General features: G+C 65.4%; 18 protein-coding genes. 15 read left to right on the top strand and 3 right to left on the bottom strand.

Annotation, left to right across the window (positions count from 1 at the left end; genetic code table 11):
* Nucleotides 1–45 precede the first annotated feature (45 nt).
* From V3C40_RS01595 to V3C40_RS01585, 3 genes are read right to left on the bottom strand one after another with little or no spacing between them, the layout of a single operon-like run.
* Nucleotides 46–552 carry a type II secretion system protein gene (locus tag V3C40_RS01595; protein ID WP_331776302.1) on the bottom strand — a complete coding sequence of 169 codons (507 nt, stop codon included), beginning with the start codon at nucleotides 550–552 and terminating at the stop codon, nucleotides 46–48.
* Nucleotides 552–1,787, bottom strand: coding sequence for a type II secretion system F family protein (locus V3C40_RS01590; protein WP_070305054.1), 1,236 nt, complete (start codon nucleotides 1,785–1,787; stop codon nucleotides 552–554). The genes V3C40_RS01595 and V3C40_RS01590 overlap by 1 nt, the downstream gene beginning before the upstream one ends.
* A gap of 1 nt (nucleotide 1,788) precedes the next feature.
* Nucleotides 1,789–3,492 carry a GspE/PulE family protein gene (locus V3C40_RS01585; RefSeq protein WP_331776301.1) on the bottom strand — a complete coding sequence of 568 codons (1,704 nt, stop codon included), beginning with the start codon at nucleotides 3,490–3,492 and terminating at the stop codon, nucleotides 1,789–1,791.
* Between the two features lie 144 nt (nucleotides 3,493–3,636).
* Here V3C40_RS01585 and V3C40_RS01580 point away from each other — a divergent pair, with 144 nt between their 5' ends.
* The 15 genes from V3C40_RS01580 (at nucleotide 3,637) to V3C40_RS01510 (ending at nucleotide 18,833) form a co-directional block, all read left to right on the top strand.
* Nucleotides 3,637–4,434, top strand: a complete 798-nt coding sequence (locus V3C40_RS01580) for an ABC transporter ATP-binding protein (protein WP_331776300.1) — start codon at nucleotides 3,637–3,639, stop codon at nucleotides 4,432–4,434.
* Nucleotides 4,431–5,804, top strand: coding sequence for an ExeA family protein (locus tag V3C40_RS01575; RefSeq protein WP_331776299.1), 1,374 nt, complete (start codon nucleotides 4,431–4,433; stop codon nucleotides 5,802–5,804). The genes V3C40_RS01580 and V3C40_RS01575 overlap by 4 nt, the downstream gene beginning before the upstream one ends.
* A gap of 107 nt (nucleotides 5,805–5,911) precedes the next feature.
* Nucleotides 5,912–7,861: a pilus (MSHA type) biogenesis protein MshL gene (mshL, locus tag V3C40_RS01570; RefSeq protein ID WP_331776298.1), complete on the top strand. Its 1,950-nt coding sequence runs from the start codon at nucleotides 5,912–5,914 to the stop codon at nucleotides 7,859–7,861.
* A complete protein-coding gene (locus V3C40_RS01565; protein ID WP_331776297.1) occupies nucleotides 7,858–9,234 on the top strand; it encodes a tetratricopeptide repeat protein in 1,377 nt (458 codons plus the stop codon). Before mshL ends, V3C40_RS01565 begins: the two co-directional genes overlap by 4 nt.
* Nucleotides 9,235–9,241: 7 nt before the next feature.
* A complete protein-coding gene (locus tag V3C40_RS01560; protein ID WP_034755312.1) occupies nucleotides 9,242–10,945 on the top strand; it encodes a GspE/PulE family protein in 1,704 nt (567 codons plus the stop codon).
* Nucleotides 10,945–12,150 (top strand): type II secretion system F family protein, encoded by a 1,206-nt coding sequence (locus tag V3C40_RS01555; RefSeq protein WP_331776296.1) that lies wholly within the window; start codon nucleotides 10,945–10,947, stop codon nucleotides 12,148–12,150. The genes V3C40_RS01560 and V3C40_RS01555 overlap by 1 nt, the downstream gene beginning before the upstream one ends.
* A 7-nt stretch (nucleotides 12,151–12,157) precedes the next feature.
* Nucleotides 12,158–13,735, top strand: a complete 1,578-nt coding sequence (locus V3C40_RS01550) for a hypothetical protein (RefSeq protein WP_331776295.1) — start codon at nucleotides 12,158–12,160, stop codon at nucleotides 13,733–13,735.
* A complete protein-coding gene (locus V3C40_RS01545; RefSeq protein WP_331776294.1) occupies nucleotides 13,732–14,427 on the top strand; it encodes a hypothetical protein in 696 nt (231 codons plus the stop codon). Before V3C40_RS01550 ends, V3C40_RS01545 begins: the two co-directional genes overlap by 4 nt.
* Nucleotides 14,424–14,840 (top strand): hypothetical protein, encoded by a 417-nt coding sequence (locus V3C40_RS01540; RefSeq protein ID WP_331776293.1) that lies wholly within the window; start codon nucleotides 14,424–14,426, stop codon nucleotides 14,838–14,840. The genes V3C40_RS01545 and V3C40_RS01540 overlap by 4 nt, the downstream gene beginning before the upstream one ends.
* A complete protein-coding gene (locus V3C40_RS01535; protein WP_331776292.1) occupies nucleotides 14,837–15,571 on the top strand; it encodes a hypothetical protein in 735 nt (244 codons plus the stop codon). Before V3C40_RS01540 ends, V3C40_RS01535 begins: the two co-directional genes overlap by 4 nt.
* Nucleotides 15,568–16,278, top strand: a complete 711-nt coding sequence (locus V3C40_RS01530) for a type II secretion system protein (protein WP_331776291.1) — start codon at nucleotides 15,568–15,570, stop codon at nucleotides 16,276–16,278. Before V3C40_RS01535 ends, V3C40_RS01530 begins: the two co-directional genes overlap by 4 nt.
* Complete coding sequence (locus V3C40_RS01525; protein ID WP_331776290.1) at nucleotides 16,278–17,051, top strand: ABC transporter permease; 774 nt, start codon at nucleotides 16,278–16,280, stop codon at nucleotides 17,049–17,051. The genes V3C40_RS01530 and V3C40_RS01525 overlap by 1 nt, the downstream gene beginning before the upstream one ends.
* A complete protein-coding gene (locus V3C40_RS01520) occupies nucleotides 17,051–17,770 on the top strand; it encodes a hypothetical protein (RefSeq protein WP_331776289.1) in 720 nt (239 codons plus the stop codon). Before V3C40_RS01525 ends, V3C40_RS01520 begins: the two co-directional genes overlap by 1 nt.
* A 100-nt stretch (nucleotides 17,771–17,870) precedes the next feature.
* On the top strand, nucleotides 17,871–18,443 hold the full coding sequence (locus V3C40_RS01515) for a prepilin-type N-terminal cleavage/methylation domain-containing protein (RefSeq protein ID WP_034755294.1): 573 nt from the start codon (nucleotides 17,871–17,873) through the stop codon (nucleotides 18,441–18,443).
* Nucleotides 18,444–18,470: 27 nt separating this feature from the next.
* On the top strand, nucleotides 18,471–18,833 hold the full coding sequence (locus tag V3C40_RS01510) for a YgiW/YdeI family stress tolerance OB fold protein (protein WP_219330338.1): 363 nt from the start codon (nucleotides 18,471–18,473) through the stop codon (nucleotides 18,831–18,833).
* Nucleotides 18,834–18,862 lie beyond the last annotated feature (29 nt).

Raw genomic sequence — 18,862 nt, 5'->3', positions numbered from 1 at the left:
AAACCAACGCCATGAAACTGTCGCTGCACCAGACCAGGAAGCGCGTCAGTTTGCTGCCGAGTCCGGCGATTTCCACACCACGATATCGGGCTCCCGGGAGAGCTTGTCAAGATCGGCGTCCGCACCCGGCAAGGTTACCTTAAATTTCACTGAATCAACCCTTGTAGTGGGAAAAATATTGCCATTACTAAACAAATAGATAATTTTTTGTTCTTTTTTGTCGTACAACCAATTCCCTGCCGGTAATTTTGCAAGGTCCGGCTGCGCGAACTCTCCCAGGTAGTTGGCCGGTTTATCCATCAGCCAGTCGAACGGGTTTTGCCGCGCCAGCGCCGGCATTTTGTCGCGCCGGTCCGCCAGGTACAGCTGCAGCACCTGCACCCGCAAGCTGGTGCGCAAGACGCCGAGCATCTGGGCCACGGCCACCTGCTGCGCCTGCTGCTGGTAATAGCCGACCCGGTTCAACAATACCGCCACCAGGATGGCGAACACGCCCGCCACCACCGCCAGCTCGAACAGGGTGAAACCGCGCTGGCGGAACGGCTTTGCCATCAGTGCAGGGCCGCCCGGCCCAGGTCCCAGATCGGCAAGAAGATGCCCAGCGCCAGCACCAGCACCATGGCGCCGAGGAAGACGATCAAGATCGGCTCGATCTGCGCCGACAGGGTCTTCAATTCATAGTCGACCTCGCGCTCGTACATGTCCGCGATCTCGTCCATCAGGTCGTCGAGCGAACCGGATTCCTCGCCCACGGCGATCATCTGCAGCACCACGGGCGTGAACACGCCGGCCGCGACCGAGGTGCGCAAGATGCTTTCGCCCCGCTCGACACCGTCGCGCATCTGTTCCACGCGCGCGCTCAGGTAAGTATTGTCGACCGTTTGCGACACCACCGTCAGCGCCTGCACGATGGGCACGCCGCTCGTGCTCGACAAGGCAAAGCTGCGCGCAAAGCGGGCCATCGTGCCCTTCAGGATGATCTTGCCGGCGATCGGCAGGCGCAGCTTGGCGCGATCCCATTTATATAGGCCCTCTTTCGTGCGCAGCCAGGCGCGCCAGCCGAAAAAGCCGCCCACGCCCAGCATCAGCAGGATGGGCCAGTACGTCACCGTAAAGCGCGAAGTGCCGATCAGGATGCGCGTCATCAGGGGCAGCTCCGCGTGGAAGCTGGCGAACACCTTCTCGAACTGGGGAATGACGAAGATATTCACCACGATCATGGCGGCGAGCATGGCGAAGACGACGAAGGTCGGGTAGCGCGTCGCCGTTTTCACGCGCGCGCGCATGTCGCGGTCGAATTCCAGGTGGTTGAACAGGCGCAGGAACACTTCGTCGAGGCGCCCCGTCATTTCGCCCACGCGCACCATCGACAAGTAGAACGGCGTGAAGATCGTGGGGTGGCGCGCCATGGCGGCCGACAGCTCGCGGCCCGCGTCGAGCGACTCGCGCACATCCTTGATGATGCGTCCGAACGCGGGGCTGATGGCGGACTCCTGCAAGCCGGCCAGGCCGCGCATGATGGGCACACCCGCCTTGAGCAGGGTGTACAGCTGGCGGCTGAACAGCTGCACGTCCATGGGCGTGACTTTTTTCTCGGTCAGCCTGGCCCACCAGCCCAGCTGGTTGGCGCCGGCCTTCGTCACCGTCTGTTTCGTCGCGCTGATATCGACGGGCGTGCTACCGCCCGCCATCAACTGGTCGGCCACGGCGCCGCTGTCGGCGCCTTCCATCACGCCGGTCAGCAGTTCGCCGCTGGCGCTACGTGCCTTGTAGGAGAAAAACGGCACCTCAATCCTCGCTCTGGTTGCTGATGCGCATCGCTTCCATCACCGTCGTGCGGCCCTGTACCACCAGTTGCACGGCGTGCCGGCGCAAGGTTTCGCCCGCCATCTGCGCCGTCGCCACCTTCATGAAATGCGATGGGTCGGCATGGTTGGCGGCATCGGCCACGGCGCGCGTGATTTCCAGCAATTCGTACACGCCCGTACGGCCCCGGTAACCCATGCCATTGCAATGCGAACAGCCCTTGCCGTGGAAATACTGGTTGCGCTCGACCAGCTCGCCCAGTTCCAGGCGCAACCATTCGTATTCGTTCGGCGTGGGCTGGTATGGCGTGCTGCAGCTTTCGCAGATCACGCGCACCAGGCGCTGCGCCAGCACGGCTTGCAGCGAGCTGCCCACCATGTAACGGGGCACGCCCATGTCCATCAGGCGCAGCGGCGTGCTGATGGCGTCGTTCGTATGCAGGGTCGACAGCACCAGGTGACCCGTCATGGCGGCGCGCAGGCCGATTTGCGCCGTTTCCTGGTCGCGCATCTCGCCGACGAGCACGATGTCGGGATCTTGCCGCAGGGCCGAACGCAGCACCCTGGCAAAGTTCAGCTCGATCTTCTCGTTCACTTGCACCTGGTTAATGCCAGGCAAGCGGTACTCGACGGGGTCTTCCACCGTGATGAGCTTTTTTTCCACGGAATTGAGTTCGGACAAGGCGCAATACAAGGTCGTCGTCTTGCCGCTGCCGGTTGGCCCCGTCACCAGCACGAGGCCGTTAGGGCGGCTGACGATGGCGCGGAACTGCGCCACCAGCTTGGGCGGCATGCCGATGGCGTCCAGGCGCAAGGTCGTGCCGCCCTGATTCAGCAGACGCATCACGACCGATTCGCCGTACTGCGTCGGCATGGTGGAAATACGCACGTCGATGCGCTGGTTTTTCACGCGGATGGCGAAACGGCCATCCTGCGGCAGGCGCTTCTCGGAAATATCGAGGTCCGACATCAGTTTCAAGCGCAGCGCCAGCGAACTGGCGATCTTGCTGTCCGCTTCCGTCTGCAGGTGCAGCACGCCGTCGATGCGGAAACGGATCTGCAGCCGGCCTTCCTGCGGCTCGATATGGATGTCCGAAGCGCGCACCTGCGTGGCATCCTCGAACACCGATTGCAGCAGCTTGACGATGGGCGCCTCTTCCAGGCCCGGATTGGCTGCCAGCGCGCCGAAGTCGACGGACACGTCGCCCAGGTCCTGCTCCAGCTCGCGCGTCAGGGTCGAGATATCTTCCGTGCGGCGGTAGATGCGGTCGATGGCGGCCAGCACTTCCGTTTCATTGACCACAGCCAGCTCGATCTGGCGCTTGACCAGGCGCGAAATTTCATCGTACGCGAACAGGTCGGTCGGATCGGACATGCCGACCAGCAAACCTTCGCGGCGGTCTTCCAGCACCAGCGCGCGGAAACGGCGCGCCTGGGTTTCCGGCAGCAGCCGCACCAGTTCGGGATTGATGTTGAAAAACTTCAGATTGATGTAGGGAATGTCGAGCTGGCGCGCCAGCGCGCCCGAAATCTGCTCTTCCGTAACGAAGCCGTGCTCGACAAAAACGCGGCCCAGCTTGCGTCCCGAACGCTTCTGTTCCGTCAAGGCCTGGCCCAACTGTTCTTCCGTCAGCAGTTTCTGCTGCACCAAAATTTCACCGAGCCGGACTTTCTCTGGCCTTGCCATTGCATACTCCTCGACAAACAAATTCCACAGACGATACACGCCAGCGGCGCGCGGGGGTATTTTATTCCAGAACCTGTTGTTTCTTAAAGAAAATACATTCCAACGTTTGATTTTTGCGCATTTCAACACACTGCAAGGAAACGCTTGCCGCCCACCTGCGCCCATGGCAATAATGGCGGTCGTTCACCGCCTTTCCTGCCGACCATTGCCCCTATGAACGCCTGCGCCATCGAGTTCCACAACGTGCATCTGCAACTGGCGGGCAGCGCCGTGCTGCGCGGCGTCGATCTGCAAGTGCGCGCGGGGGAACTGTTCGGCCTCGTCGGCGTGAATGGCGCGGGAAAGACGAGCTTGCTGAAATGCCTGCTGGACTTTTGCACGCCAGAGCGGGGAGATATCGCCATCTTCGGCCAGCCGCACCGGCACGGCGCGGCGCGCCAACCGCTGTCGTTTCTGCCGGAACGCTTCCAGGCGCCGTATTACCTGACGGGCGGCGACTTCCTGCGCTACCTGTCGCGCCTGCACGATGTGCGTCCCGATGCGCTAGCCGTGCAGCAAGCCCTGGACGCGCTGGAGCTGGCGCCGGACGCCCTGCTGCGCCCCGCGCGCGCATATTCGAAAGGCATGATGCAAAAACTGGGGCTGGCCGCCTGCCTGCTGTCGGGCAAGCGGCAACTGGTGCTCGATGAACCGATGAGCGGACTCGACCCGAAAGCGCGCGCGCAGTTCAAGCAAGTGCTGCGGCAAGCGCGTGCGCAAGGCCGTGGCGCCCTGCTCACTTCGCATGCGCTGGCCGACGTGGAAGAATTGTGCGACCGCATGGCCATCCTGCATGCGGGCCGCATCGTGTTTACAGGCACGCCCGCCGAATGCCGCGCCCGCCATGGCGGCGCGGAAGACGCCAGCCTGGAGCAGGCTTTTCTCAATTGCATAGCGACATGAACACCGGCACGCAGGTTTCCAGCCACTACGCGCCATCGCCGCACGGCATGTATCTGCGCCATTTCGGCTTACGCACGGCGCCGTTCGGCATCACGCCGGACCCGGCCTTTTTTTATAGGGGCAATACACGGGGCGAACTGCTCGACGCGCTGCTGTATGCCGTCACGCAAGGCGAAGGCATCATCAAGCTGACGGGCGAAGTGGGCAGCGGCAAGACCATGCTGTGCCGCATGCTGGCCGAGCGCCTGCCGCCCCAGGTCGACGTGCTGTATTTGCTCAATCCCTGCCTGGAGCCGGACGAAGTCCTGCACGCCATCGCCGCCGAACTGGGCCTGGAACTGGACGGTTGCCGCGCCGATGCCGTGCTGCGCGCCCTGCACGGCGAGCTGATCGCCCGGCATGCGGCGGGGCGCCAGGTGGTACTGCTGGCCGAAGAAGCGCAAGCCATGCCGGGCGCCACCCTGGAAGCGCTGCGCCTGCTGACGAATTTGGAAACGGCCAGCCACAAGCTGCTGCAGATCGTCCTGTTTGGCCAGCCGGAATTGCAGCACACCTTGGACTTGCCCCAGTTCCGCCAACTGAAGGAACGCATCACCCACAGTTTTACCGTGCCGCGCCTGCCGCAAGCCTTGCTGAACGATTATCTAGCCTGCCGCTTGGCCGCCGCCGGCCGCATGGCGCCGCTCGTTTTCACACCGTCCGCCCTGCGCCGGCTGGCGCACGCGGCGCAAGGCATCGTACGCAGGGTCAATATCCTGGCCGACAAGGCCTTGCTGGCCGCGTTTGCGGACGATGCGCAGGAAATCGGCGCGCGCCACGTGCGCCTGGCCATTGCCGACAGCCCCTTCCACCCCCCGCCCTGGCATGCGGGCAAGCTGGTGGCGGGCGCCTTGAGCGCACTGATGCTGCTGCTGGCCGCTGCGCTGCTGTGGCAATGGCTAGCGCCGGGCCAGGCAGCAGTCCCACGTGCGCCGCTGCCAACGCTGCCTGCGCCGTCGACGCTGCTCGACAGCAAGCTGGCGGAATCGCGCGACTGGCTGGCACGGCAATTGCCGCAGCAACTGGTGCTGCACATCGCCAGCCTGCCCGCCACCGAAACGGCCGCGGCGGAAGCTTTCCTGCAGCAGGCGCAGCAAGCCATCGGCCTGCGCGACCTGCACGTGTTTCGCCTGCCCGGCGCGGCGTCCGCGAGCGCCGCCGGGCGCCTGGATATCGTCTACGGCAGCTTCGCCGACCGGGCCAGCGCCGAGGCCGTTTGGGCCCGGCTGGCCCCAACGTCGCCACAGAAAATATTGCTTAACGACATAGGTAGTATCCGCACGGAAATGAAAGCCTTGACACCGGCACAAACGGGACGTGGCGCCCCCTGACTTTATTTCGGTATATTGCCTTCCTGGCCCGCACAGCCGATTGCTTTTAGGCGATCATGCTGGGTAAAATTACAAAAGCACAACACGACTTCAAGGGCGAACTTTTCATGAATCAACACCCTATTCCTGTGCTGGCCTCCTGGGTCGCCCTCGCCTGCAGCACCGTGCTGTCCGGCTGCGCCACGCATCAAATGCCGCTGTCGCCTGCCCACATCAATGCCCCGCCCCGCCCAGCCGGCGCCATTCCCGAACCGGTGCAGCAAAGCAGCGCGCTGGCCGCGCCCCTGCCCGCGCCGAAAGTGGAAACCTACAGCGTCACCGTGCACAAGGTGCCCGTGCAATCGCTGCTGTTTGCGCTGGCGCGCGATGCGGGCATGAATATCGACATCCACCCGCAGATCGAAGGCAGCGTCACCCTGAATGCGCTGAACCAAACCCTGCCGCAACTGCTGACGCGTATCGGCAAGCAAGTCGATATGCGCTACGAAATCGATGGCAAGAACCTGACGGTATTGCCCGACGCGCCCGTATGGCGCAATTACAAGGTCGATTACGTCAACATGGCGCGCAGCACCAACAGCAGCGTGAATATCGCCACGCAAATTTCCACGGCGGGCGGCGGGTCGAACAGCGCCAGCAACCCCGTCGGCGGCACGCAAGGCAGCGGCGGCAACGGCAATAACAACTCGACCACCCTGGTCGTGAATCGTTCGGAAAATAATTTCTGGTACAGCCTGGAAAAGAATATCCGCGACCTGCTGCGCGAGACCACACTCAACGATGTGCAGGTGGACCCGCTGGCGCAGCTGAACCAGCAGTTGACGAGCATGCCCGGTCAACAAGGGCAGCAGGGACAGCAGGGACAGCAAGGCCAGCCTTTCCAGCAGCAGAATCAGGCCGGCAATCAATACGGCAGCCAGGCGCCGATGCAGACTGGCGGCCAGTATGCGCCAGGCCAGCAGCAGGGCAATACCAACGCAAACCCGTCCCAGCCGCTCGACGCGAACGGCCTGCCGCTGCTGAAACTGGCCAACAAGGGCAGCCCCTCGTCGGTCGTCGTCAACGTGGAAGGCGGCTTGATCGCCGTGCGGGCCACGGGCCGCCAGCACGAAAAGATCGCCGAATTCCTCGATGCGGTATTGCATAGCGCCAAGCGGCAAGTGCTGATCGAGGCGACCATCATGGAAGTGCGCCTGAGCAATGAATACCAGCAAGGCATCAACTGGTCGCGCCTGACGGGCAGCTTGCAGTTGCGGCAGCAGCAAGTGGGTACGACTGCCCTCAGCAGCGGCGTCACGCCCGGCGCCACGCCGGGTATCTTCGTGCTCAATTATCTGAAGGACAGTTTCAGCACGACCATCCAGCTGCTCGAGTCGTTCGGCAAGGTAAAAGTGCTGTCCAGCCCGAAGATCAGCGTGCTCAACAACCAGACGGCCATGCTGAAGGTGGTCGACAACAATGTCTTCTTTACCATCAAGGTAACGCCTGCCGTGATCAGCTCGACGGGCACCATCACCACGCCCGCCACGTATGAATCGAAACTGGAAACCGTGCCCGTCGGCTTCGTCATGAGCGTCACGCCGCAGATTTCCGACAGCGATGAAGTGACCCTGAACGTGCGCCCCACCATCACGCGCATCGTCGGCTATGAGCAGGACCCGAATCCGGCCCTGGCCGCGCTAAACGTGCGCAACCGCGTGCCCGTGATCCAGGCGCGCGAACTGGAGTCGATCATGAAGGTGGGCAATGGCCAGATCGCCGTGATGGGCGGCCTGATGCAGGACTCCGTCGACAATGCCAAGGATGGCGTGCCGGGCCTGTCCAGCCTGCCCCTGGTCGGCAATTTGTTTACCTATCGCAATGAAGCAAGCAGCAAGACGGAACTGGTGATCTTCATGCGCCCCGTCGTCGTCAAGGATGCCAGCGTCGAGGGCGATTACCGCGACTACCGTTATCTGCTGCCCGGCCAGGCGCCGCTCAACAGCCAGCCGTACACGGATGGCCCGCCGGCGCCCGCCGTCCAGCCGCAGGCACGCCTGCAGGGAGACGTCCCATGAGCTTGCTGATGCAGGCGCTCAAGAAAGCCGAGCGCGCCAAGCAGAACAGCCTTTCCGACGAGGAACTGGAAAAGCCGTCCGAAGCCTACGACCAGGTGCTGGAACTGGCGCCGGCCGACGCCCCGCCGCCCCGTCCCGCGCCGGTTGCGCCACCGCCCGTGCAGCCGGCAAGCACCCTGCGCCTGGAACCGCTGCCGGACGCTCCCGCGCCGCAGCCCGAGTCGAGTAGCGACCAGCCCGGTCCGCAAGCCGGCCCGCCCCCCGAGCCACCACGCGCCCGTCCGGAACCGCCGCCCGCCAAGCCACGCGCCAGCCGCAGCAATCCGCCGCCGAAAGGTCCCACCGGTCCCATCAGCGTCGACCCGGCCACCGTGCGCCTGGCCGTGCTGCTGGCGATCCTGCTGCTGGTGGCCAGCTCCATGGCGTACTGGTACTGGCGCGCCAGCAGCAGCCCCGGCGCGGGCGCCAACCTGCCCGGCGTACCCATGCCGCTGACGGACGCCCCGGGCACGTCCGGCGTTGCCGGGCCCATCGTGGTGCTGCCCGGGGCCGGCGGCGCCCTGCCGGATGCCACGGCGCCCGCACCGCTGCCGCAGGACATGCCGCGCGAACAGCGCCAGCCGGCCGGCGCAGCGGAACAGCAGGCGATGATACAAGCCGCCGCGCAAGCGGCCGTGGCCGCCCAGCTGGCGCAACTGCAGCCGCCTGCTCCGCCCAGCCTGCCACCGGTGGCCGCGCCCGACAACAGCCAGATACAGGTAGTACGCAACGATACGGCGCCGCAGATCAACCCCGGCGTGCAGCAAGCCTACCAGGCTTTCAACGGAGGCCAGCTGGGCGCGGCGCGCCAGCAATATGAAAGCGTGCTGCAGCAGGACGCCAACAACCGCGATGCGCTGCTGGGCCTGGCAGCCGTGGCCCAGCGCGAGAACCAGGGCGCGCAGGCGGCGTCGCTGTACGTACGTTTGCTGGAAATCAATCCCGATGATGGCGTAGCGCTGGCCGGCCTGATCGGCCTGCGCCAGGGCGACGTCGTGCAGAGCGAGGCAAAACTGAAAGCCATCCTGGCGCGTACCCCCGACAGCGGCCCCGTGCTGTTTGCACTGGGCAATGTGTACGCCAAGCAGCGCCGCTGGAACGAAGCGCAGCAGCAATTTTTCCGCGCCTACAGCGCCGCGCCCGGCAATCCCGACTATGCCTTCAACCTGGCCGTGGGCCTGGACCGGCTGAACCAGCCGAAACTGGCCGCCACCTATTACCAGCGCGCCTTGACCCTGGCGCAAACCACGCCGGCCGCCTTCGACCAGGCAGTCGTGCAAACGCGCTTGCGCGAACTGGCCGAGCCGGCCACCATCACACCCCGTCAGGAATAAGCATTACATGGCAGAACAGGCAAAACTTCCGCTGGGCAAATTGCTGATCCAGAAAGGCGTGATCAGCGAAGACCAGCTGCGCATCGCCCTGATCGAGCAGCGGCGCAGCAGCGAACCGCTGGGCAAGCTGCTGATCACCCTGGGTTTCGTTACGGAAGCCACCGTGCGTGAGGCGCTCAGCGAAAACCTGAAACAGGTCAGCGCGGACCTGTCGAGCCTGGTGGTCGACGCCATCGCCCTGAAACTGATCCCGAAGGACGTGGCCAAGCGCTACCGCGTCTTCCCCATCGTGTATGAACGGCAGGCGGACAATCTGATCCTGGCCATGGCCGACACGAGCAACATCGTCGCGCTCGACCAGATCAGCGCCATGCTGGTCAAGGGCATCACGATTTCCACCGTGCTCGTCAACGAGTCCGATATTTCGCGCGCCATCGACCAGTACTATGGCTTTGAATTGTCGATCGACGGCATCCTGCACGAAATCGAAACGGGCGAAGTCAGCTACCAGAGCATGGCGTCGCCGTCGGACGAGTACAGCCAGCCCATGGTGCGCCTGATCGATGCGCTGCTGGCCGATGCCGTGCAGAACGGCGCCTCGGACATCCATTTCGAGCCGGAACAGTCGTTCCTGCGCATCCGCTACCGTATCGACGGCATCCTGCGGCAAATCCGCAGCCTGCACAAATCGTACTGGCCGGCCATGGCCGTGCGCCTGAAGGTGATGTCGAACATGAATATCGCCGAGGCGCGCGCGCCGCAGGATGGGCGCATCAGCATCAAGTTTTCCGGGCGGCAAATCGACTTCCGGGCGTCGGCGCAGCCCACCACGCATGGCGAAAACTTCGTGCTGCGCGTGCTGGACCGCCAGAAAGGCATCGTGCCGCTCGATGCCCTAGGCCTGGCCGAGGCGGAACTGAACTTGCTGAAACTCATGATCGCGCGGCCCGACGGCGTGATCCTCGTGACGGGTCCGACGGGCAGCGGCAAGACCACGACCCTGTATTCGATCATCAATCACATCAATACGGAAAGCGTCAACATCATGACCTTGGAGGATCCGGTCGAGTATCCGATGAACATGATACGCCAGACCTCCGTCAACGAATCCGTCAAGCTGGGCTTTGCCGACGGCATCCGCTCGATGATGCGGCAAGACCCGGACATCATCCTGGTGGGCGAGATCCGCGACCGCGAAACGGCGGAAATGGCCTTTGCCGCCGCCATGACGGGGCACCAGGTGTATTCCACCCTGCACACGAACTCGTCCATCGGCTCCATCTCGCGCCTGCTCGATATCGGCATCCTGCCCGATATCATGGCCGGCAACATCATCGGCATCGTGGCGCAGCGCCTCGTGCGTCGGTTGTGTCCGCACTGCAAGGAAACCGTGATCGCCGACGACGTCGAGCGCCGCCTGCTGGGCCTGGCGGCAACCGATGCGCCCGTGTCCATCTGCCGCGCCGTCGGTTGCGAGCGCTGTGCGCACCAGGGCTACAAGGGCCGCCTGGCCATCATGGAAATCCTCAAGATGACGGCCGAACTCGATGAATTGACGGCGCGCCGCGCCAGTTCGCGCGAATTGAAGAACGCGGCGCGCGCGGGCGGCTTCAAGGGCCTCGTCGACGACGGCATGCGCCGCGTAATGGAAGGCGTCACCACGCTGGAAGAAGTGGGCCGCGTGGTCGACCTGACGGAAAGGCTGGCCTGATGGCGCAATATGTCTACCGCGCCATGGATGCCGCCGGCACATTGATTCCCGGCAGCATGGAGGCGGCCAACGTGCCGGACCTGGAAGCGCGCCTGCACCGCATGCAGCTCGACTTGATCGACTGCAAGATCACGGGCCAGTATCTGGTGCTGCTGGGCAAGCGGGTCATCCACCGCCGCGACCTGATCAATTTCTGCTTCCACATGGAGCAATTGACGGGCGCGGGCGTGCCCATCCTGGATGGCTTGAACGACTTGCGCGAAAGCACGGACCACCCACGCCTGCGCGAAGTCGTCACGGATCTGATCGAAAGCATCGAAGGCGGCCTGCCCCTGTCGGGCGCGCTGGCCCAGCATGGCGACATCTTCGACGCCACGTTCACCAGCCTGATACTGGCGGGCGAACAGAGCGGCAAGATCGCCGAAGTCTTCAAGAACCTGTCGGAAAGTCTGAAATGGCAGGACGAGCTGGCCTCGCAGACGCGCAAGATCATCATGTACCCGGCCATCGTGGCCATCGTCGTGGCGGCCGTAACGTTTTTCCTGATGATCTATCTGGTGCCTCAACTGACGGCGTTCATTCGCAACATGGGCGGCGAGCTGCCGCTGCACACGCGCGTGCTGATTGCCGTGTCGAATGTCTTCATCGCATACTGGTATGTGCTGCTGGCCTTGCCCGTGCTGCTGTTCTTCGGGCTGCGCGCGCTCATCCGCCGCAGCGAGGCGGCCCGCTATGCCTGGGATGGCTTGAAGCTGCGGCTGTGGCTGGTCGGACCCGTGCTGCACAAGATCATCCTGGCCCGCTTCGCCACGTTTTTCGCCCTGATGTATGCTTCCGGCATCACGATACTCGAATGCATCCGCCTGTCCGAAGGCATCGCCGGCAACCAGGTGGTGGCGGCGGGCCTGCGCCGCGCCGCCCAGCTGATCAGCGAGGGTTACGGCGTGACGGCCGCCTTCCAGCACACGGGCATCTTCCCGCCGCTCGTGATCCGCATGCTGAAGGTGGGCGAGGCCACGGGATCGCTGGACACGGCCTTGCGCAATGTCAGTTACTTTTACAACCGCGAAGTGAAGGAATTGATTGAAAAAGTGCAAGCCATGATCGAGCCGACCATGACGGTCATCCTGGGCCTGCTGCTGGGCTGGATCATGTTGTCGGTGCTGGGGCCGATCTACGACACCATCAGTACAATCAAGACCTGAGGCCGCCGTGTTCCGCAAACAATTACTCTACATCACCAGCGACGCCCTGTGCGCCTACGACTGGGACCACGGCGTGCTGGGCCAGGGCCAGGCCTTTCCCGCCAGCGCAGCCGGGCTGGACGGTTTCGCCGCGTGGCTGGAAGACCCGCAGGCGCACCGCCTCGACGTGCCCGCCTACCTGCTGACGGACTTGATCGAAGAGGATTTCCAGCGCCAGCTGCTGCCCCACGTGCGCGGCAAGGCGGGCCGAGCCTTGCTGGAGCGGCGCAAGCAGCAACTGCACCGCGATACGCCCTACCGGGGCAGCACCCTGCTGGGCCGTGAAAGCACGGGCCGCCACGACGACCAGGTGCTGTTCTTCGCCCTGACCAACCCATCCTTGCTGCAGCCGTGGACGGAGGCGCTCGAGCACCTGCGCGTGCCCGTGGCCGGCATCTATTCGACCAGCCTGCTCAGTATCGCGCTGGTCAAAAAGCTGTCGATCGCGCATGAACACTTGCTGCTCGTGACGCAGCAGTCGGGCGGCTTGCGGCAAAGCTACTATGAAAAGGGCCAACTGCGCTTTTCGCGCCAGACGGCCACCATCGCGCTCGACGGCGTGGCCGTGAATATTGCGCTGGAAACGGAAAAGACACGGCAATTTCTCACCAGCACGCGCATGCTGGCGCGCGGCGACGTCCTGAATACCGTCATCCTGGCGCCAGCCGCGCAGATCGCCAAGCTCGAACTGCTGTGCGACAACGGCGTCGAAGTGGCTTACCACTTCATCGACCTGCAGCTGGCCGCCGAAAGAGTGGGCTTGCGCAAGACGCCGGCGCTGGCCGATGAATTGCTGCTGACCTTGTTGGGCAAGCATCCGCCGTCCAGCCACTATCCGCCAGGCGCGCTGGCCCGCTACTACCACTTCCAGCGCGCGCGCAAGACGCTGTATGGCGCCAGCACGCTGATCGGCGCGTCCGCAGCCCTGTGGTGCGCGATTAACTTGCTCGGCGGCATAGCCGACGGGGCCGCCATCCAGCGCCTGGCGCAGGAAACGGCGTCCTACCAGGAGCGCTACCGCAGCGTCATGTCGACCCAGCCGCCGGCGCCAGCCAAGACGCAGAACATGAAAGTGGCCGTGACCCTGGGTCACATGATCGCCAGCCAGGCGCCGGAGCCGGGCCGGCTGCTGGGCATGCTGAGCGCCGCACTGGACCAGGCGCCGCAGGTGGCGCTCGGCCAGCTGCACTGGCATGCGGGCCAGGCGCCCACGCGCGTAGCCGGCAATCAGCCACCGCAACAGCAGCAGCAACAGCAACAAAGTACGGGCGGGACGACCGGCAGCGCCCTGGCCGGCATTCCCGTCGCGCCGCCGCAGGCGCTGCGCCTGGAAGCGGACGTGGCCATGCCGAACAACGATTACCGCGCGGCCCTGGCCGCCATCACGGCCTTCGCGCAAACCCTGGCGCGCCAGCCGGGCTTGCAGGTGACGATCGAGGAAACGCCGCTCGACCTGCGCCCCAGCGCGGCCCTGTCCGGCAAGAGCGCCGTGCCGGCGCCAGCCAGCCAGGCCCGCTTCACCCTCTTGCTCGCGTGGCAGCCATGAGCGGCCCCGTCAAGCAGCCGCCCCTGCCCGGCATGCAGCGGGCCAGCACGCCCGCGCGCGCCCTGCCCGCGTGGCTGGGCGAACTGCACCTGATACGCCGCGCCCTGCTGTGCTTTACCCTGACCATGCTGGCCAGCCTGGTGCTGCTGAGCCTGAGCATCGCCTACCGCGAACGCGAAGCGCAGCAGCTGGACCTGGCCCAGCGCACACGTTCGGCGGCCGCCATGCTGTTCAACCACGTGGAAGCGGAGAAGCAGGAAATCCGCGCCTACGAACCGCGATTCCTCGCCTTGCGCCAGCGCGGCCTGATCGGCGAGGAAAACCGCCTCGCCTGGATCGACGCCATCCGCCGCAGTCAGGAACAGCGCAAACTGCTGCCGATCAGCTATGACATCAGCCCGCAGCAAGGGCTGCAAGTGCCATTGCCCATGGTGATGGGGCAATATCATTTGCGTGGCAGCCGCATGCGCCTGCAGATGGATTTGCTGCACGAGATGGATTTGCTGAACCTGCTGGACGATTTGCGCCAGGCTGGCTATTTCGCCGTCCAGGATTGCACGCTCAAGCGCCATGCCACGGCCGGCGCCGGGCCAGGCAGCGGCGGTGCGAGCGGGGCGGCGCCCACCTTGGGCGCCGAATGCGAGCTGCTGTGGCTGACCCTGGGCAGCACGCCCGTGCCGGGGCGGCCATGAAGCGCCCCCTCGTCCTCAGCGTGCTGCTGGCTGGCGCCGCGCTCACGGCCCAGGCGCAGCCACCGCAGCTGGGGCGCTTGTTCCTGTCGCCCGAGCAGCGCGCCCAGCTCGACGCGCAGCGCTACGGCCCGCCGGCGCCCGATCCGGCCCTGGCGGCACCACCGTCCCCGCCGCCGCCACCGCCGCCCGCACCGCCCGTGGAATTGAATGGCGTGGTACAGCGCAGCAGCGGCCGCACCACCGTCTGGCTGAACCAGGAAGCACAGAACGAACCGCACAACCACCTCGCGCGCGACAAGTCGGGCACGCCTGGCACCCTGACCTTGCGCCTGTCGAACGGCCAGGTGCTGCTGCTCAAACCGGGCCAGCGCTACGATCCGGCCAGCGGCACGGTCACCGAGGCGCCGCCATGACGCCGCGCCAAGCGCATCGTCAACCTTGTCGCCAGCGCGGCGCCGCCCTGTTGCTGCTGGTGGCCGTGCTGGGCCTGGGCACGGCCAGCCTGCTGATCAGCGCCTTCGGGCGCAACACGGGCGAAGCCGAACGCCAGCAGCGCACCCTGGCCGCCCTGGCGCAGGCGCGCGACGCCTTGCTGGGCTTTGCGGTGGCCAATGGCCGCCTGCCCCGTCCGGCCGCGTCCGCTCTCGACGGGCGCGAACGGGCCGCCGACTGCGCCAACGATACCGAGTGCAGCGGCTTTTTGCCGTGGGTCGCGCTGGGCGTGGACGGCGTGGATGCCTGGGGCAAGCTGCTGCGCTACAGCGTCACACCGGAAATGGCGCGCGCGCCCATCGTCTCGTTTTCCGCCGTCGCCAACAGAGTCGTGCTCACGCGCGACGGCCGCGGCACCTTCGCCTTCGTGGCGGGACAGGAGCAGTGCGACGTCAGCGCCCAATGCCTGCCCGTCGTGCTGTTCTCGCAGGGCAAGGATCACTATGGCACGGCCGCCAGCGGCGTGTCGCAGATCAATACGGCGCGCGGCAATATCGATGAAGCGGCCAACGACAGCGCTAGCCGCAGCTTCATCACCCGCCCCGCCACCGATCTTGCCACGCTGCCCGGCGGCGCCTTTGACGACATGCTCACCTGGATTACCTTGCCTACCCTGTACCAACGCATGCGCGCCGCGCGCAACCTGCCATGAGCGCCCGCCATCCGCGCCGCCAGCGAGGCTTTTCCCTGATCGAGATCGCCATCGTGCTCGTCATCGTCGGCTTGATGATAGGCGGCCTGGTCACGCCGTTGACGGTGCAGCTGGAACAGCGCAAGGTGGCCGAGACGCAACAGGCGCTCAATGAAGCGAAGGAAGCGCTGACGGGCTACGCGCTGCGCTACGGCTACCTGCCCTGTCCCGCCATTTCCGCCGGCAATGGCCTGGAAGACCGGCGCGGCACGCGCTGCACGGGCGAAAAACGCGCCGGCTTCCTGCCATGGGCCACCCTGGGGCTGCGCCAGGGCGACAGCTGGAACAATCTGTTCCGCTACAGCGTCACACCGGCCTTCAGCGACAGCGAACAGCAGTTCAACCTGGGCACGCCGCGCGACATCAGCATCGTCACGCGCAACGGCGGCGCGCTGCTGCAGGCGACGGCCTTGCGGGACATCCCCGCCATGATCATGTCGCACGGGAAAAACGGCTTTGGCGCCACGGGCGTGCAGGGCCAGCGCCAGGCTGTGCCTTTCAGTAACAATATCGACGAGCGCAACAATGCATCGAACGCCACCACCTTCATCAGCCGCGCCGCCAGCGGCCCGCAGCAGCCGGGCGGCGAGTTCGACGATATCATCGTCTGGCTGTCGCCCAACATCCTGTTCAACCGCATGGTGGCGGCGCAAAGACTGCCCCGCTGATGCGCATGCTCTTGCCCTCGTTCACCATCGCCCGCTATACGCTGCTCGAAGCGCTGCGCAGCCGCCTGCCGTGGCTGTTCGTGCTGGTGGCCTGTGCTTGCGCCGGCCTGGCCGGCTTCCTGCAGCAACTGGCGCTGACGGAAAGCGGCGCCGTGCAAACGTCCCTGCTGGCGGCCACCCTGCGCCTGGCCAGCGTCTTCCTGCTGGCCACGTTCATCATCACCAGCATGGCCCGCGAAGCGGCCGACCGGGGCCTCGAATTGCTGCTGGCGCTACCCATGCCGCGCGCGGCCTACCTGCTGGGCAAACTGCTGGGCTACGGGGCGCTGGCGGCCGTGCCCGCCGTGCTGTTCGGCCTGTTGATGGCGCTGTTCGCCGCGCCCGCGCAAAGCGCGCTGTGGGCGCTGTCCCTGCTGGGCGAACTGTGGATCGTCGCCGCCTTCAGCCTGCTGTGCGCGGCCAGCCTGCAGCAGGCCCTGCCGGCGCTGGCCGCCACGGGCGGCTTCTATGTGCTGGCGCGCATGCTGGGCAGCCTGCAACTGCTGGCGCACGGCCCGCAGGCGGGCGAGTCATGGCCGCAGCGGGCCACGGCCGGCGCCATCGACATGCTGGCCCTGCTGCTGCCCCGCCTCGACGCCTTTACGCGCACGGAGTGGCTGCTGTACGCGACCGGCGACTGGCAAGCCCTGGCCGGCGTGGCGGCGCAAACGGCCATCTATGTGGCCTTGCTGGCCAGTTGCGCGCTGTGCGACTTTTACCGCAGGAACATCTGATGGCCGCCGCCCAGCGTCCCTGGAGCAGCGTGCCGCGCCCCCTGTGCTGGCTGCTGGCGGCCTGCCTGCTGCTGCAGCTGGGCTGGCGCCTGGCGCAGCAGCACGCCCCCGCACAGGCGCGGCCCCTGCCCGCCGCGCCGCCACCTGGCGTGGCGCGCCTGGCCAGCCTGGGCGAACCGCTGGCCATGTCGAAGGCCATGCTGCTGTACCTGCAATCGTTCGAGGACCAGCCCGGCGTCAGCCTGCCGTGGCGCGCGCTCGACTATGACCGCCTGGCCGGCTGGCTGGAGACGGCGCAAACGCTCGACCCGCGCAGCCGCTACGCGCTGGTGGCCGCCAGCGAAGTGTATGCGGGCGTGGCCGATCCGCAGCGCGCGCGGCGCATGCTGGCCTTTGTCGCCGCCAGCTTCGCGGCCGACCCGCAGCAGCGCTGGCCCGCGATGGCGCAGGCGGTGCTGGTGGCGAAGCACCAGCTGCACGACCTGCCGCTGGCGCTCGGCTATGCGCGCGCACTGCGCCAGCTGGCGACGGGGCCGCACGTGCCGCCGTGGGTGCGCGAAATGGAAGCGTTCATCCTGGAAGACATGGACCAGCTCGACAGCGCCCGCCTGGTGATCGGCGGCCTGATCGCCAGCGGCCAGATCAGCGACCCGCACGAGCTCGCTTTCCTCGCGCGCAAGCTCGACGAACTGGCCAAAAAGAAACAGATGGCGCCATGAACCGCCACCCGAAATGCCCTGCGCGCGCGGCGCTATTGCAGTAAACTGCGATCCTGAAGCTGCCATACCCAGCACCAGCACTTTTTTCCAAGGAAATCCCATGCTCCCACGCCGCCAGCACGGCTTTACGCTCGTAGAAATCGCCATCGTCCTGGTCATCATCGGCTTGCTGCTCGGTGGCGTGCTCAAGGGACAAGGCTTGATCGACAGCGCCAAGGTGAAAAACATCATCCAGCAGTCGAATGCGCTGACGGCCGCCGTCAACGCCTACCAGGACAAGTTCCGCGCCCTGCCCGGCGACGATATCCAGGGCACCGTGCACGTGCCCAATTCGGCCGGCAACGGCAATGGCGATGGCCAGATCGGCGACGGCCAGCCGCGCGAATTCACCTTGGCGCCGCAGCACCTGGCGCTGGGCGGCTTCATCACAGGCTCGTTCAACGGCACCTCGCAATTCATGACCAGCGCCCAGGGCGGCGCCGTCTACCTGTACAACGACGAAGTGGGCGGCCGGGCCGGCAACGGCATCCGTTTCGACAACCTGCCCGAAAGCTACGCGGAGCAGATCGACAGCAAACTCGACGATGGCGTGGCCAGCACGGGCAGCGTCCGGGCGAACATGCCCTATGGCAATGCCGGTGCTATCATTCCCCGCACCGCCGTATTTTTCTGAGCCACCAGTCACTATCAAAGGAATACCATGCCACTGCACCGCACACTCATCGTCTCCCTGGCCGCCTGCGCCGCGCTGGCCGGCAGCGCGCAAGCCCAATACGTGGGACCGACGGCCGGCCCGGCCGCGCCCGCCAGTGTGGCCGCCATCCTGAAAAATCCCGTCGACGACCAGGCCGTCGTACTGCGCGGCAATCTGCTGCGCAAAGTGGGCAACGAGAAATATACCTTCTCCGACGGCACGGCGGAAATCCGCGTGGACATCGACGACAAGGTCTTCATGAACCGCAAGATCGACGCCAGGACCCGCGTGGAAATCCGTGGCGAAGTAGAAAAAGATTTCATGGAAAGCCCGGAAATCGACGTCGACGTGCTGACCGTCGTCCCGTAAGTTTCCTTGCCATCCCGCCGCCACGGCGG

This window comes from Janthinobacterium sp. LS2A (assembly GCF_036543145.1).
Lineage (GTDB): Bacteria > Pseudomonadota > Gammaproteobacteria > Burkholderiales > Burkholderiaceae_D > Janthinobacterium > Janthinobacterium aestuarii.
Note: the sequence above shows the minus strand (reverse complement) of the source record. Positions and strands in the feature narration are given on the sequence as shown.